Annotated in this window: 10 protein-coding genes; 5 read left to right on the top strand and 5 right to left on the bottom strand. The window is 71.4% G+C overall.

Annotated features, from left to right (window positions below):
* The first annotated feature begins 17 nt into the window (after nucleotides 1-17).
* A complete protein-coding gene (gene eccCa, locus ACSHV8_RS42845) occupies nucleotides 18-3,923 on the top strand; it encodes a type VII secretion protein EccCa (protein ID WP_436525674.1) in 3,906 nt (1,301 codons plus the stop codon).
* Between the two features lie 69 nt (nucleotides 3,924-3,992).
* Nucleotides 3,993-5,498, top strand: a complete 1,506-nt coding sequence (gene mycP / locus ACSHV8_RS42840) for a type VII secretion-associated serine protease mycosin (RefSeq protein ID WP_436525672.1) — start codon at nucleotides 3,993-3,995, stop codon at nucleotides 5,496-5,498.
* A gap of 327 nt (nucleotides 5,499-5,825) precedes the next feature.
* Here the strand turns inward: mycP and ACSHV8_RS42835 are convergent, their stop codons facing one another.
* From ACSHV8_RS42835 to ACSHV8_RS42815, 5 genes are all read right to left on the bottom strand, one after another.
* Nucleotides 5,826-7,004: a MarP family serine protease gene (locus tag ACSHV8_RS42835; protein WP_436525670.1), complete on the bottom strand. Its 1,179-nt coding sequence runs from the start codon at nucleotides 7,002-7,004 to the stop codon at nucleotides 5,826-5,828.
* A gap of 27 nt (nucleotides 7,005-7,031) precedes the next feature.
* The gene (locus tag ACSHV8_RS42830) at nucleotides 7,032-7,742 is read right to left on the bottom strand and encodes an NUDIX hydrolase (RefSeq protein ID WP_436525668.1); all 711 of its coding nucleotides are present in this window, start codon (nucleotides 7,740-7,742) and stop codon (nucleotides 7,032-7,034) included.
* 58 nt (nucleotides 7,743-7,800) lie between these two features.
* Nucleotides 7,801-8,352 (bottom strand): TlpA family protein disulfide reductase, encoded by a 552-nt coding sequence (locus tag ACSHV8_RS42825; protein WP_436525666.1) that lies wholly within the window; start codon nucleotides 8,350-8,352, stop codon nucleotides 7,801-7,803.
* Nucleotides 8,349-9,191: an endonuclease III gene (gene nth / locus ACSHV8_RS42820; protein ID WP_436537193.1), complete on the bottom strand. Its 843-nt coding sequence runs from the start codon at nucleotides 9,189-9,191 to the stop codon at nucleotides 8,349-8,351. The genes ACSHV8_RS42825 and nth overlap by 4 nt, the downstream gene beginning before the upstream one ends.
* Before the next feature lie 93 nt (nucleotides 9,192-9,284).
* Entirely contained in the window at nucleotides 9,285-10,490 is a 1,206-nt protein-coding gene (locus ACSHV8_RS42815; protein ID WP_436525664.1) for a CapA family protein, read from the bottom strand.
* Between the two features lie 205 nt (nucleotides 10,491-10,695).
* Between ACSHV8_RS42815 and ACSHV8_RS42810 the strand changes: the two genes are divergently transcribed.
* The 3 genes from ACSHV8_RS42810 (at nucleotide 10,696) to ACSHV8_RS42800 (ending at nucleotide 15,032) form a co-directional block, all read left to right on the top strand.
* A complete protein-coding gene (locus ACSHV8_RS42810) occupies nucleotides 10,696-11,373 on the top strand; it encodes a Crp/Fnr family transcriptional regulator (RefSeq protein ID WP_014447921.1) in 678 nt (225 codons plus the stop codon).
* Between the two features lie 273 nt (nucleotides 11,374-11,646).
* Complete coding sequence (locus ACSHV8_RS42805) at nucleotides 11,647-13,017, top strand: carboxyl transferase domain-containing protein (RefSeq protein ID WP_436525661.1); 1,371 nt, start codon at nucleotides 11,647-11,649, stop codon at nucleotides 13,015-13,017.
* An 11-nt stretch (nucleotides 13,018-13,028) separates the two neighbouring features.
* A complete protein-coding gene (locus ACSHV8_RS42800; RefSeq protein WP_436525659.1) occupies nucleotides 13,029-15,032 on the top strand; it encodes an acetyl/propionyl/methylcrotonyl-CoA carboxylase subunit alpha in 2,004 nt (667 codons plus the stop codon).
* Nucleotides 15,033-15,449: the final 417 nt, after the last annotated feature.

Below are 15,449 nucleotides of genomic sequence, written 5' to 3'. Positions count from 1 at the left end.
GGAGAGGCGGCGGACGGATGGGCACCGTGGTGGTCAAGCGGGCCGAGCGGCGACCGGCGCCCGAGATCCCGTTCGGGGACCTGCCGGTCGAGGCGCCGCCCGAGACTCCGGCCCGGCTCGCCGGGCGCTGGCAGCAGGCGCTCATGGTGCTGCCGATGCTGGGCGGCACGGTCGCCATGGCGATGATGATGGGGCAGGGGCGGGGCGGCGCTTACTCGTACGTGATCGGTGGTCTTTTCGGGGTCTCCTCGCTCGCCATGCTGGCCACCTCGTTCGGCTCGGCCACCGGTCCACGCCGGGCCGAGATGGCCGCCGCCCGCCGGGATTACCTGCGGCATCTGGCCGTCCTGCGGCGCCGGGTCCGGGAAACCGTGCGCCGCCAGCGCGCCGGGCTGCTCTACCGTCATCCCGACCCGACCCGCCTGTGGTCCACGGTCGCCAGCCACCGGGTCTGGGAGCGCCGACCCGACGATCCGGATTTCGGCGTGGTCCGGGTCGGGCTCGGGCCGCAGTCCCTGGCCACCCCGCTGCTGCCACCGTCCACCCGGCCGCTGCACGAGCTGGAGCCGATGGCCGCGGGCGCGCTGCGCCGCTTCCTGGACGCGTATTCGGTGGTGCCCGATCTGCCGGTGGCCATGTCGCTGCGCGGGTTCGCCCGGGTCTGCCTGGTCGGCGGCGAGCCGGCCCGCGCCCTGGTCCGGGCCGTGATCACCCAGCTCGCGGTCTTCCACGCGCCCGACGATCTGCTGATCGCGATCTGCGCCGGGCCGCAACGGCGCTCCGAGTGGGAGTGGGTGAAGTGGCTGCCCCACGCCCTGCACCCGCGGCGGGGTGACGCGCTCGGCCCGCTGCGGCTGGTGGCCGCCTCCGGCCCCGAGCTGGACCGGCTGCTCGACGACGTGATCGGCGGCCGTCCGCGGTTCCAGCCGGGCGCGCCGGGCCGGTCCGGGCCGCACGTGGTGATCGTCCGGGACGGCCCCGGGCCGCTCGCCGGCGACGACGGCCTGGACGGCGTGACCGTGCTCGACCTGGACACACCGCCGCCCCGGCTGCTCGACCGGACCACCCTGGCGCTGGAGGTGGACCGTTCCGGCGCCCTGCGCACCGCCACGATGGACGTCGAGACCGAGGCCGGGCGGGCCGACGCCCTTCCGGTGCCCGCGGCCGAGGCGGTCGCCCGGCGGCTGGCCCCGCTGCGCCTGGCCGCGGCCGGCGATCCGGACGGGACACCGGCGCCGGCCGAGACCGGGTTCACCGACCTGCTCGGCCTCGGCGACCCGGAGAGCTTCCGGCCGGCCCGGGGCTGGCGGCCACGATCGGCCCGGGAACGGCTGCGGGTGCCGATCGGCGTCACACCCGAGGGTCTGCCGGTCGAGCTCGACTTGAAGGAGTCGGCCCAGGACGGGATGGGCCCGCACGGGCTGCTGATCGGCGCCACCGGCTCGGGCAAGTCCGAGCTGCTGCGCACGCTGGTGCTGGCCCTGGCCGGCACGCACTCCTCCGAGTCGCTGAACTTCGTGCTCATCGACTTCAAGGGCGGGGCGACGTTCGCCTCGCTGGACCGGCTGCCGCACACGGCCGCGCTGATCACCAACCTGAGCGACGAGTTGCCGCTGGTCGACCGGATGGCCGAGGCGATCGACGGCGAGCTGATCCGGCGGCAGGAGGTGCTGCGCAAGGCCGGGAACTTCGCCGGCCTGCCGGATTACGAGCGGGCCCGGGCCGCGGGCGCGACCCTGCCCCCGCTGCCGTCGCTGTTCGTGATCGTCGACGAGTTCGCCGAACTGCTGCTGCACAAGCCGGACTTCATCGAGATGTTCCTGCAGATCGGGCGGGTCGGGCGGTCGCTCGGCGTGCATCTGCTGCTGGCCAGCCAGCGGTTGGAGGAGGGGCGTCTGCGCGGGCTGGACACTCACCTGTCGTACCGGATCGGGTTGAAGACCTTCAACGGCATGGAATCGAGGGTCGTGCTCGGGGTGCCGGACGCGGCCGACCTGCCCAGCGCGCCCGGTCACGCCTATCTCAAGTTCGGCAGCGGACCGCTCACCCGGTTCCGCGGGTCGTTCGTCTCCGGGCCGATGCGCCGGGCCGGCACCCCCGGCCGGGCCGCCGAGACACGGGTGCTCGCCTACACCACCCGGGCAGTCGCGGCGCCCGCGGCTCTCCCGGTGGCCCCCGAGCCGATCGAGGACCGGCCGACCCTGCTCAGCGTGCTGGTCGACCGGATGGCCGGGCAGGGACCGCCGGCCCATCAGGTGTGGCTGCCGCCGCTGGACTCCTCGGCCGCGCTGGACGACCTGCTCGGCCCGCCCGTGATCGACGCGGATCGGGGGCTGACCTGCGCCAACCCGGCCCTGCAGGGTGCTCTGCAGGTGCCGATCGCGCTGGTCGACAAGCCGCGCGAGCAACTGCGGGACGTGCTGTGGCTGCAGCTCGGCGGGGCCGCCGGGCACGTGGCCGTGGTCGGCGGGACACTCAGCGGCAAATCGACCGCACTGCGCTCCCTGATCTGTGGGCTGGCGCTGACCCACACGCCGGCCGAGGCTCAGGCGTACTGCCTGGACTTCGGGGGCGGGTCGCTCGGCTCGCTGCGCGGGCTGCCGCACGTCGGCGGGGTGTTCGGGCGGCTGGAGGCCGAAGGTGTGCGCCGGACCGTCGGCGAGATGGTCACCCTGCTGGCCGAGCGGGAACGCTCGTTCGCCGAGCTCGGAGTCGGGTCGATGGCCGAGTTCCGGCGGTCCCGGGCCGGGGCGGACGTGTTCCTGGTGGTGGACGGCTGGGCCACCGTGCGGACCGACTTCGAGGAGCTTGAGCCGGTGCTCACCGACCTGGCGACGCGCGGGCTGTCGTACGGGATCCACCTGGTGGCCGGGGCCTCCCGATGGATGGACTTCCGCCCGGCCGTACGGGATCTGTTCGGCTCCCGGGTCGAGCTGCGACTCGGCGACACCTCCGACTCGCACGTCGGGCGCCGCGCCGCCGGAGCCGTCCCGGAGCAACAGCCGGGCCGGGGCGTGACCGAGCACCCGACGATCAAGGGGAACGGGCTGCACCTGCTCACCGTGCGGCCCGAGGTGATCTCCCTGGGCGACACCGCCGCGCTGGTCAAGGCCGTGGCCGCGGCCTGGTCGGGGGCGGTCGCGCCACGGGTGCGGCTGCTGCCGGACACGGTGGCGTACGCGGAGATCGCGTCGGCCGGCACGGGCCTGCGCATCCCGATCGGGCTGGCCGAGGCCGATCTGAAGCCGGTGACCATCGACTTCGCGACCGATCCGCACTTCCTGCTCCTGGGCGACGCCGAGTGCGGCAAATCGTCCTTCCTCCGAACCCTGGCCACGTCGGTGACCAGCCGATTCGCGCCCGAGCAGGCCCGGATCATTCTGGTCGACTACCGCCGCAGCCTGATGGACCTTCCGGAGACCGAACACCGCATCGGGTACGGGATGCAGGCCCAGCCCACCCTCGACCTGATGCACTCGGTCGCCGGCTACATGGCGAAGCGCCTGCCCGGACCCGAGGTCACCGCCAAGCAGCTGCGGGAGCGCTCCTGGTGGACCGGGCCGGAACTGTTCGTCCTGGTCGACGACTACGACCTGGTCGTGGCCGGGCCGACCAACCCGCTGACACCACTGCTCGAATACCTGCCGCAGGCCCGGGACGTCGGGCTGCACCTCGTCCTCACCCGGCGGGCCGGCGGGGCTGGGCGGGCGCTCTACGAACCGGTGCTGCAACGACTGCGGGAACTGTCCGCGCCCGGGCTGGTCATGTCCGGGGCACCCGAGGAGGGAGCGCTGATCGGCACCGTACGGCCGGAGCGGATGCCGCCGGGGCGTGGCCGGCTCATCACCCGTCGTGAGGGAATTCGCCTGATTCAGCTGGCGATTCCGGAATCCGAGGCAGGGACAGACTCCCAGTGCGATTAGGGACCTCGGACCGCAGCGACGCGCAACGGTTTCGGAGTAATCTCCCCCCATCGACTGACCATCATGAGAATGGCGACGCCGACCCGTGACCAGAGTGAGCACAACCATCCGGCCGCTGCGGCCGTGGCGTGGTGCGCCCTTCGGCGGTGCCCGTTGGTGAGCGGACGGCGACTCGGGGCGGCGGCCCTGGCCGGGTTCATCGCGTTGGCGCCGGTGAGCGCGCCCGCCTTCGCGGCCCCGCCCGTAACCGGCCCTTCTCCCCTCGGCAGCCTTTCCCCCCTCGGCGGGTCGGCCGCTATCGGCGGGTCGGCTGCTCTCGGCCGGGCGCCGCTCTCGGTCAGTGGGCTGCCGCTGGCCGAGCCGGGCGCGGCCGACGAGGTGATCGAGGACACCACATTCAGCAAGCCGCTGGCCGACCCGGGCGCCGCGATCGACACGGTCCGCGCCGACGAGTGGCAGTTGCAGACCCTCGACCTGGCCGACGCGTGGACGTATGCCGACGGCACCGGCATCACCGTCGCCGTCATCGACTCCGGGGTCGACGCGCACCACCCCGACCTGGAGGGCCAGGTCCTGCCCGGGCTGGACCTGGTAAACACCAAGGACGACGGCGAAACCGACCCGGTCGGCCACGGCACCACGGTCTCCGCGATCATCGCCGGCCGCAACGACGACAACACCGGCGTTGTCGGCATCGCCCCCAAAGCCAAGATCCTTCCCGTACGGGTTCTGGACGAGGAGAACCGGTACGACGACGCGCTGATCGTCGCCAAAGGCCTGCGCTGGGCCGTCGACCACGGTGCCCGAGTCGTCAACCTGTCGCTCGGAGGCAGCGCGAACAGTCCCGCGCTCGCCGCCGCCCTGGACTACGCGTTCGCCAAGGACGTGGTGGTCGTCGCCTGCACCGGCAACGTGAGCGCATCCTCGACCAGCAACCGCGGGGTGTGGTACCCGGCCCGCGAACCCGGCGTGATCGCGGTCGCCGGCATGGAACGCAACGGCACCGACCTGTGGTCCGGCTCCATCACCGGCAAGGAAACCGTGGTCACCGCGCCCGCGACCGAACTCGTCGGGGCCAAACCGGGCGGTTACTGGCGGGTGCAGGGCACCAGCTTCGCCGCGCCGATGGTGGCCGGGACAGCCGCGCTGATCCGCTCCCGCTGGCCGGACATGTCCGCCAGTGACGTGATCAACCGGATCATCCGGACCGCCAAGGACCGTGGGGCGCCGGGCCGCGACGACGTGTTCGGGTTCGGGCTGATCGACCCGACCGGGGCGCTGACCGCGACCGTGCCCGAAGCACTGAACAATCCGCTGGACACGACGCCGCCGGTCGGGGTGGCCCGGTTCGGCAGCGCGCCGGCCTCGGGTGAGGCCCAGTCCGCGCCGGACGCCGGCACCGGCGAGCAGCCGGCCGCGGCCGCACCCGGGTCGAACGCCGGAGGCTGGGCGGCGCCGACAACCGCCGAACCGAGCGGGTCGCATCGGGGCCGGTTCATCGCGATCGCCCTGTTCGTGATCTCAGCTCTGGCCGCCGCCGTCACCATTCGCCGCTTCGCCAGCACCGCCGGCTGACCAACCCAGTCGCACTCAGCCACTCACAGCCGCCGTCCCACCACGCCGGCGCCTCACCCCGCTGGCGGCCCGGGCCGGCGCCCCCACGCCACCGGCCCGGCCCATCACCCCCAGCCACCGACACACCCTTGCGAGCCAGCCCGAATCCGCAAGCTGGTCCTGAGATGTGCCTCAAGCCCGCCGACACAACCCTCAGCACCAGCTGAGGCTCACCAGCTGGCACTGAGGGCTGCTTCAAGGGCCGCGAGACAACCCTCAGCGCCAGCTGGAACCTGGCGGGTGGCGGGTGGCGGGTGGTTCGATGCGACAGCGGGCGGCGCGGTGGGGTCAGGCGCACTCGCCGGTTTTGACGGCCTGGGTGCTCTCGCGGCCCAACTTGGCGATCGGTGCCGCCTCGGACGCGGTCAGGGCGAAGCCCACATTCTTGTCGTCGGCCGCCGCCGCGAAGATCACGCCGAGGACCTCGCCGGCCGGGGAGATCAGCGGGCCGCCCGAGTTGCCGCTGCGGACCAGGGACTTGATCGTGTAGATCTCCCGGGTCACGTCGCCCGACTCGTAGATGTCCGGCCCGGTGATGTCGCCGACGTCGCGAACGCGGGCGGACTGGGCGTTGTACGGCCCGTCCTGCGGATACCCCAGCACGATGGCGCTCGCCCCGGACGCCGCTTTCTTGGTGATGAACGGCATGACCGGCGCTTTCAGCCCGGGCACCCGGATCACCGCCAGGTCGCGTTTCGGGTCGTAGACCACGACGGTGCCTTCGAGCTGGCCGCGGGTGGTCTCCACGACGACGTCCTTGGTGCCGGCGACGACGTGCGCGTTGGTCATGACCCGCTCGTCGGCGTAGACGAACCCGGTGCCCTCGATGCGCCGGGAGCAGCTGGGCGCGGCGCCGAGAACCTTGAGCACCGACTGCTTCGAGGTCTGGACGATCTTCGAGTTACGCAGCGCGGGATCCGGCTCGGCGACCTCTTTGGCCTGGGTGCGGGCGAGCCCGCCGAACACGTCGGGGAAGCCGTTGGTGTCCAGCGTCTCCCGCAGCGCCGAGGACAGGGCCTGCGCCTGCTCGGGCATGAGCCCGTTGATGCCGCCGAGGATCGCGCTGCTCCGGACCGCCTTGTTGATGCCCGGGAACGGGGTGGAGCCCATCGGCACGGCGACCAGCCACGCGGCCATCAGGACCGCGACGACGGACACGACCGCACCACCGGCGTCGTCGAGGTGCTGCAGCGGCCGGTTGAAGATGGCCTTGCGCAGGCTGGTGCCGAGCCAGCCGGCCAGGGTCTGGCCGAGCACGGCGAGCGCGAGGATCACGGCCAGCGCGACGATCATGCGGGTCGTGCCGTCGGCGAACTGCTTGGCCAGCAACGGGCCGAGCTGCAGCCCGATCAGCACGCCGCTGAAGAAGCCGCCGAGCGACAGCGCGCCGATCACAAAGCCCTGGCGATAGCCGCTGATCGCGAACAGCAGCATCAGCACGATCAGGATGACATCGACCACGGGCACTCACTCAACATAGAAGTCAGACGCACGTCACGGCACCACCTCGTCGGGGGCGCCGCCGCGCGCCGCCGGAACCGGGGCTTCGGCGTCGGGCAGGTCGACGACGCGACCCGGTTCCCAGGGCAGCGCCCAGCCGGCCATGTCCAGCAGAACCGAGATCACCCCCGCCGTGAAACCCCAGACGAGCAGTCCGCGGACCTGGAAGGCCGGTCCGATCCAGCCGCTCGGGTGTCGCACCCGGATACGGTTCGCGGGGTCGGCGAGTTCACTGATCGGCAACCTGGCCACATGTGCGACCTCGGTCACCTGCCGCGGCCGGACCGGGTGCGGCTGCCGCCACCAGGCCAGGACCGGCGCGACCGTGAATCGGCTGACCGGGATCCACAGCTCGGGCAGCAGGGCCAGGACGTGGGCGCTGGCCGGTTCGAGACCGACCTCCTCGTTGGCTTCGCGCAGCGCGGTGGCGACCACGTCGGCGTCTTCCGGGTCGGTCGCACCGCCGGGGAAGGCGGGCTGGCCGGCGTGGTTGCGCATGGTCGCGGCCCGTTGCAGGACCAGCAGGTCGGGGCCGGTGTCACCCTCGCCGAGCAGCACGAGCACGGCGCTCGATCGCCCGTTGGTGCCACTCGGTTTGCGCAGCACGCTGAAGTCCTCGGTGCGGCACTGGCCGACGCGGGTCAGCAGCGGCTCGAACCACGACGGCAGGTCATCGGGCCGATCCAGCACCACACCCTGACTCATGCGCCAAACCCCAAGATCAACACCAATTTCCGCGTACGTCGTGCCGACCGCCCCGCCCTCACAGCTCCACCTCAAGCCCGGCGTGCACCTTGACCTGCTCTTCCAGGCCGGCAGCATCGAGTGGATAGCGGTGCACGTAGATCTTCCCGGCGGGGTCGACGAAGACCGTACTCGGCAGGGCGAACACCTTGAGCGCGGCGGCCAGTTTCGCGTCCGGGTCGAAGAGCGTCGGCATGCTGACTCCATGGTCGCTGCCGAACGAGGCCGCGGCCGCCCGGGTGTCCCGGGTGTCGACGCCCAGCACGGTCAGCTTGCCGGTGTCGGCCAGCTTCTGCATGACCGGCAGCTCTTCCCGGCACGGCCCACAGGAGGACGCCCAGAAGTTGATCACAGCCGGGCCGCGTAGGTCACGGAGTTTCACGGCTTCGCCCCCGGCAAAACACTCGAGCGAAATGTCCGGCAGGGCACCGGCTCCGGAAGACGAGGAAGCGGGGGACGGCGAACAGGCCGCGAACGGCGAAGGCGTCTCCGGTTCTTCAGACCTCGCGGCCGCGGTGCACCCGGCGGCCAGCAGCGAAACACCGACAACGATCGGCAGAAACGCCCTCACGGTTCCTCCGGGGCGAGGAGCGGTTCCTCCGGGGCGAGAAGCGATCCTTCCGGGGCGAGCGGCTCCTCCGGGGCGAGCGCGGCCGCGGCCGGCACCAGATCCGGGTCCACACCGGCGGCCACGGCCAGGTCACGGGCGCGCGGACCCTTGAGCAACTTCGCCGCCGGCGCCGCCTCGGTCGGACCGGTCCCGTACGACGGGCAGGACGCCGCCAGCGTGCAGGCCCCGCAGGCCGGCTTGCGCGCGTGGCACACCCGCCGCCCGTGGAAGATCACCCGATGCGAGAGCATCGTCCAGTCGCGCTTCTCGATCAGGTCGGCGACCAGGAACTCGATCTTCACCGGGTCCTCTTCGTCGACCCAGCCGAACCGGTTGGTCAGCCGCCGGAAGTGGGTGTCGACGGTGATGCCGGGGACGTCGAACGCGTTGCCCAGGATCACGTTGGCCGTCTTGCGCCCGATGCCGGGCAGCTTGACGAGCTCGTCGAGTTTGCGGGGCAGCTCACCACCGTACGAAGCAATTAGGGTTTGACCGAGGTTTATCAGCGAGTTGGTCTTGGCGCGGAAGAACCCGGTGGGCCGGAGGATCTCCTCCATCTCGGCGCGGTCGGCCGACGCGTAATCCGCCGCGGACCGGAATTTCCGGAAGAGGACCGGCGTGACCAGGTTGACCCGGACGTCGGTGGTCTGCGCGGAGAGGATCGTCGCCACGGCCAGTTCCAGCGGCGTGGTGAAGTCGAGCTCGCAGTGCGCGTCCGGGTGAGTGTCGGCCAGGACCTGCGCCATCTTGCGGGCCCGGCGCTTGCGCCCGATCGGAGTCTCTTTCGCGAAGCGCTTCATCGACCGCGCCAGCACGGCTGTCCCGGGGTCGGCGGGCGCGGTGCGGGGACGTGTCACCGGTAAAGAGTACGTCGGCCCGCCCACCGCTTCGCCTCACGCGGACGGCTTGATCGTCCCATCGGTGCCGATCTTCACTCCGCTCTCCGGGAAGTCGGCCGCGGTGAGGTCGGTGACCAGCTTGCGGCCGTGCTCGCCGGCGGAGTCCCGGGTGGGCAGACCGGAGCTGTTCAGGTAGGTGGAGACGAACTTGCCACCCCCGTACGAGCCGTCGGAGTTCAGCGTCACGCGCAGGATCCCGCCGTACTTGAGAATGCCGTCCTTGGAGAGCGTGTGCCCGCCGCCGGCGAAGTTCCCGAGGCTGTACGCGATGAGTTTGCCCTTGTAGAACTCCATGCCCCGGAGCACGTGGGGCCCGTGGCCGATGACCAGGTCGGCGCCCGCGTCGATCACGGCGTGGGTGAACTTGACCGGGTCGCCCCGGTTCTCCCCGAGGTAGTTCTCGGTGCCCGGCTTCACGTGGTTCATGGTCGCGCCCTCGGCGCCCATGTGGGCCTGCACGATGACCAGGTCGGCCTGTGTCTTGGCCTTGGCCACGATCGACTTGGCGTGGGCCAGGTCGTTCAGGTTGTTGGACCCCGCGTACGGCGCGAAGCCGATCACGGCGACCTTGATGCCCTTGACCTCGACCGTGGTGATCAGGTCTTCCGTGCCCGTGTACTTCAGGCCGGCGCCGGTCAGCGCGTTGATCGTGTTGCGGTTGCCGGTCGTACCGAAGTCCTTGGCGTGGTTGTTGGCCAGGTTCATCAGCTGGAAGCCGCCGTCCTTGAGGTGCCCGGCATAGGACGGCGGGGAACGGAAGGCGAAGCAGCCGGATCGGGCCGGCGAGCCGCATTTGGAGGCGCCGGTGTCGTCGGTGAGCGGTTGTTCGAGATTGCCCATCACGAGATCGGAGGCGAGATCCTTGCGGACGCCGTCGAAGAATCCGTCACCGTTCTTCGGGGGCAACCCGTTCGGCGCGCTCGACATCATGATGTCGCCGGTGGCCGAAAGTGTCAGGGATTCGACCGTGGTCGACTCCTCGCGGACCGCCGCGGTCTTTCCGGGAACGGGGGCGGTCGACGTCCCGGCGGCGGCCGGGGTCTTGGAGGAGGAATGCCAGCTCGCGTCGGCTTCGTCACCCTGGTTGAGCAGAGCGACCCCGCCCACGGCAGCGCCCGCGACAACGACGCCGACGAGCGTGATATATAGGGCATAACGCCCAGAAGCGCTTTTGCGGTGGGACCGGGGTTCCGAATTCATCGACCGGGACGATACCGTCGGCTCGCAAGCGGGAGCGACCGACGAAAGTGCCGTCCCGATATGCCGGAACCGTCGAATTGTCACCGCCGGTCTCGGCAAATCTGGTTACCGTCCAGTATCTGGATCAAGGGGTGGCCGCCCGTTTCCCGCCCGCGTGCGCCTAGACTGATCGAGCGCAGACGTTGCGCGTTTCGGAGGTGCGGCGATGGATGAGGTACTGGCGCGCAGCGGAATCTTCCAGGGCGTTGACCCGGAAGCCGCAGAGGCGCTCGCCAAGGAGATGGACACGATCGAAGTCCGCAAGGGCGACGTGGTCTTCAACGAGGGCGAGGCCGGCGACAGCCTGTATATCGTTCTGTCCGGGAAGATCAAGCTCGGTCGCCGGGCGGCGGACGGACGGCAGAATCTCGTCTCCATCATGGGCCCGTCCGACATGCTCGGTGAGCTCTCGCTCTTCGACCCCGGCCCGCGTACGGCCACGGCGACCGCGGTGACCGACAGCCGGCTCGCCCGGCTGAAGAAGTCGTCGCTGCGTCCGTGGCTGAACAACCGGCCCGAGATCGCCGAGCAGTTGCTCCGCGTGCTGGCCCGCCGCCTGCGGCGGACCAACGACGCGCTGGCCGACCTGATCTTCACGGACGTGCCCGGCCGGGTGGCGAAGAACCTGCTGCAGATGGCCGGCCGGTTCGGCACCCGGGACGGTGGTGTGCTGCGGGTCACGCACGACCTGACCCAGGAGGAGCTGGCCCAGCTCGTCGGCGCGTCCCGCGAGACGGTGAACAAGGCTCTGGCCGACTTCGCCTCGCGGGCGTGGCTGCGGCTGGACGGCAAGAGCGTCATCATTCTCGACCCCGAGCGTCTCGCTCGGCGCGCTCGGGTCTGACCCACCGCTTTAAGGGGCTGTCCACACGGACAGCCCCTTAAACGTGCTTGATCCGATGAACCTTTTTCAAGGTCGCGGCCGGTCCGAGCCCCCGGGCCCACCTGGCCATCTTTGAAAAAAGTTCACCCTTCCTGGTGACCGGGCCCAGAACCCGTGATCCGTGTCGCGCCCGCACAGCCGCTCGTTACGGAGGTGGCCGAGAGGCACCGGCGTGACAGGGAAGGGCGCGGCATTGGACGCAGGTAGGCGCGTAGCGGGCATCGGGGTGTCGACGTGACCGTGCTCGACACCACGCTGGACCCGCGCGACCCCGCATACCTGGAGGGTCGCGGCACCACCATGCAGTGGCTCGCCGCGTTGGAGGGCGCTCTCGACGAGGCGCGCGCCGGCGGGGGCGAGAAGTGGGTGACCCGGCATCACGCGCGCGGGAAACTGCTGCCCCGCGAGCGCATCGAGATGCTGCTCGATCAGGACAGCCCGTTCCTGGAGCTGTCCCCGGTGGCCGCCCGCGGCTCGGAGTTCCCGGTCGGCGCGAGCGTGGTCACCGGCATCGGCGCGGTCGAGGACGTCGAGTGCGTGGTGATCGCCAACGACCCGACGGTGGCCGGGGGCGCGGTGAATCCGTACACCGCGGAGAAGATCCGCCGGGCCGCGCGGATCGCCTCGGAGAACCGGCTTCCGCTGGTCAACCTGGTCGAGTCGTCCGGCGAGGCGGCACCGGCCGGGAGCATCGCCCGCGAACTGAGCCGGCTGACCGCGGACCGGGTGCCGACCGTCTGCGTGGTCTTCGGGACCACGAGCGGGGACGCGGCCTATCTGCCGGCCCTCTCCGACTACACGATCGTGGTGCGGGGTCACGCCAAAGTGCTGACCATCCACCCGCAGCGCAGCGGCGTCGAAGTACGGGCCACCCCGGTGGTGCCGGCCGGCCCGCCCGGTCCGGCCGACCAGCTGGCCGAGGACGAGCGGGACGGGCTGCGGCTGGCCCGCCAGTGCGTACGCCGCTTCAACTGGCGCAAGCAGGGTCCCCCGCCCCGGACTACCCGTCCGCGTGATCCCCGCTACACCGCCGAGGCACTGCTCAGCCTGGCCGCGACCGGCCCGGCCGGGTTCGAAGCCCGTGAGGTGCTGGCCCGGATCCTCGACGACTCCGACTTCGACGAGTTCAAGCCCGGCCAGGGCGGCGTACTCGTGGCCGGCTGGGGTGAGCTGCACGGATACCCGATCGGGGTGCTGGCCGGCCCCGGCACCTGGCTGTCCCCGGCCGAGTCCCAGAAGGCCGTCCACTTCCTGCAGTTGGCCAATGCCACGGCCACCCCGGTCCTGTTCCTGCGACACCCCGGAGAAATCAAGACGAGCGACGAGGCCGACGTACGGCACGACGCCCCCCTGGTCCACGCGGTCGCCAAGTCGACCGTGCCGCACCTGGTCCTCACCATCGGACCGGAACCGGTCGACCAGGCCGACCGCGCCGACCAGCCCCGATTCCAGTTCAGCTGGCCGCGTCCCCCGGCGGAGCCCGCCGCGGCCGACGACGGCGTCATCGACCCCCGCGACACCCGTACGGTCCTCGGCCTCTGCCTCTCCGCAGTGCACAGCGCCGCCGTGGCTGGTGCCGAACACGTCGGCGTGTTCCGACCTTGAAAGGTAGACCAGTGATCCGACGCCTCTTGGTGGCCGACCGTGGTGAGATCGCCCGCCGGGTGTTCGCCACCTGCCGTCTGGTCGGTATCGAGACGGTCGCCGTCTACTCGGACGTCGACACCGACGCTCCGCACGTCAACGAGGCCGACTACGCCGTCCACCTGGAGGGTGGCACCCCGGCCACGACGTACCTGGAACAGCACGCACTGATCGCGGCGGCCAAGCGGGCCGGGGCGAACGCGGTGCACCCGGGCAACGGAACGTTGGCCGAGGACCCCGAGTTCGCCGCCGCGGTCACCGACGCCGGGATGATCTGGGTCGGGCCGCCGGCCGCGACGCTGCGCACCCTGCACCGCAAGTCCGAGACGAAGAAACTGGTCGCCGAGGCCAAGGTCCCGGTCCTGCCGACTTTCACCGACCCGGCGACCGTGCCCGGCTTCCCGGTCCTGATCAAACCGGACGCCGGCATCGGGGGGGCCGGCATGCGGGTCGTCCGGGACGCGTCCACGCTGGCCGAGGCGGTCGCGTCGGCCCGGCGCGAGGTCGACGGCGACGTGTTCTGCGAGCCCTACGTGGCCAACGTGCGGCACATCGAGGTGCCGATCCTGGCCGACGCGATGGGTGCGGTCGTACCGTTCGGTGAGCGCGAGTGCTCGGTGCAGCGCCGCTACCAGAAGATCGTCGAGGAGACCCCGTCCCCGGCGGTCGACGCGGCCCTGCGCGAGGACCTGTGCCGGGCGGCGATCGTCGCGGTCCGGGCCCTCGGCTTCGTCGGGGCCGGCGCGGTCGAGTTCCTGCTCGACGCCGACGGCGACTTCTGGTTCCTGGAGCTCACCCCGACCCTGCAGACCGATCACGCGGTCACCGAGTGCACCTCCGGCTACGACCTGGTCCGGCTCCAACTGCTCGTCGCCGAGGGCGGCAGCCTGCCGATGCCCGGGCCGCCGCCGATCCGCGGGCACGCCATCGAGGTGCGCATCTGCGCCGAGGACCCGGCCTACGCCTGGCTGCCCAGCGCCGGCACGCTGCACCGATTCGCGGTGCCGGACGTCGCCGGCGCGTTCCGCCCGCTACCCCAGCCCGGCCTGCGCCTCGACTCCGGCGTCGCCGACGGCTCGATCACCGGACCGCATCACGACCCGATGCTGGCCAAGCTGATCGCCTGGGCGCCGTCCCGCCAGGAGGCGGCCCGGATGCTGGCCTCCGCGCTGGCCCGGGCCCAGCTGCACGGCGTCGTGACCAACCGGGACCTGCTGGTCCGCACACTGCGGCACCACTCGTTCCGGGCCGGCGACATCGACACCGGCTTCCTCGACCGGCACCCCGAAGTCTTCGCGCCGCTGCTCTCCTCGGTCGACGCCGTCCGGCTCTCCTGCCTGGCGTCGGCCCTGGCCGGGGCGGCCGACCGCCGCGCCAGCGCACCCGTGCTGAGCACGCTGCCGTCCGGCTGGCGCAACGTCCCGTCCGGCTCGCAGACCGCGGTCTACGACGGCCCGACCGGCCCGGTCGAGGTCGGCTACCGGATGAACCGGCACGGCGAACTCGCCGGCTGGTGGGTCCGCTCGGTCGACCCCGAGGAACTTGACCTGGCCGGACTCGGTCAAGCCCCGGTCGACGAACACCCACCGATCGTCGTCGTCTCGGCCAGCCGCGACCGCGTCGTCCTCAACGTCCAGGGCATCCGCCTGGCGGTCCTGGTGCACCGCGTCGGCGACGTCTCCTACGTCGACAGCCCCGAAGGCTCGGTCACGCTGCGTGAGATCTCCCGCTTCCCGCTGCCCGCCCCCGAAGCCGCCGAAAGCTCACTGATCGCACCCCTGCCCGGCGCCGTCCGGCGCGTCCTGGTAGTCCCGGGCCAGCGTGTCCGAGCCGGTGAACTGCTGCTCACTCTCGAAGCGATGAAGCTGGAGCACCCCGTCCACGCCCCTTCAGCCGGCGTCGTCGCCTCACTCCCGGTCCATCCCGGCGCCGAGGTCGACACCGGCGAACTGCTCGCGGTCCTAGACCCAGAGTAACTTTTTCATTGCCTATGTCCGCCGTGGTCCAGATCGTCGCTCCCGCGGGGACCCTTCCGGGCTTCGCAGGGCGCTGGCGCGCCCAGAACGCAAAGCCCTCCAGGGCGACGTCCGCTGTTGGTCACGCTCAGAGCAACAAACCCACCCACAACGCCCGCCGCCCACCGACGTTCCGTGCCCCGCCCCACGCAAGGCCGCGGCCACCCCAGCTCCGCCACGCGGTCCACGAACTCAGCTGGCACTGAGGGTTCTACCCGGCCCGTTTTACAGCCCTCAGCACCAGCCGACGGCCGGGAGCGCGGCCGAGGCCTCGCGCGGCAGCCACCCCGCGCGACGCCCGCCCGGGTCAACCAACGACGCGGGTCACCGGCTCAGCTGGCACTGAGGGCTGTATCCGGCCCGTTTTACAGCCCTCAG

The sequence above is a fragment of the Actinoplanes sp. HUAS TT8 genome (assembly GCF_051380535.1).
GTDB lineage: Bacteria > Actinomycetota > Actinomycetes > Mycobacteriales > Micromonosporaceae > Actinoplanes.
This window is presented reverse-complemented; position numbering and strand designations above follow the sequence as displayed.

Coding starts and splice junctions, on each gene's coding strand:
- nth (WP_436537193.1), bottom strand. CDS start 9,191: ATGAAGCGCTTCGCGAAAGAGACTCCGATCGGGCGCAAGCGCCGGGCC.
- ACSHV8_RS42830 (WP_436525668.1), bottom strand. CDS start 7,742: ATGAGTCAGGGTGTGGTGCTGGATCGGCCCGATGACCTGCCGTCGTGG.
- ACSHV8_RS42815 (WP_436525664.1), bottom strand. CDS start 10,490: ATGAATTCGGAACCCCGGTCCCACCGCAAAAGCGCTTCTGGGCGTTAT.
- eccCa (WP_436525674.1), top strand. CDS start 18: ATGGGCACCGTGGTGGTCAAGCGGGCCGAGCGGCGACCGGCGCCCGAG.
- ACSHV8_RS42810 (WP_014447921.1), top strand. CDS start 10,696: ATGGATGAGGTACTGGCGCGCAGCGGAATCTTCCAGGGCGTTGACCCG.
- mycP (WP_436525672.1), top strand. CDS start 3,993: ATGGCGACGCCGACCCGTGACCAGAGTGAGCACAACCATCCGGCCGCT.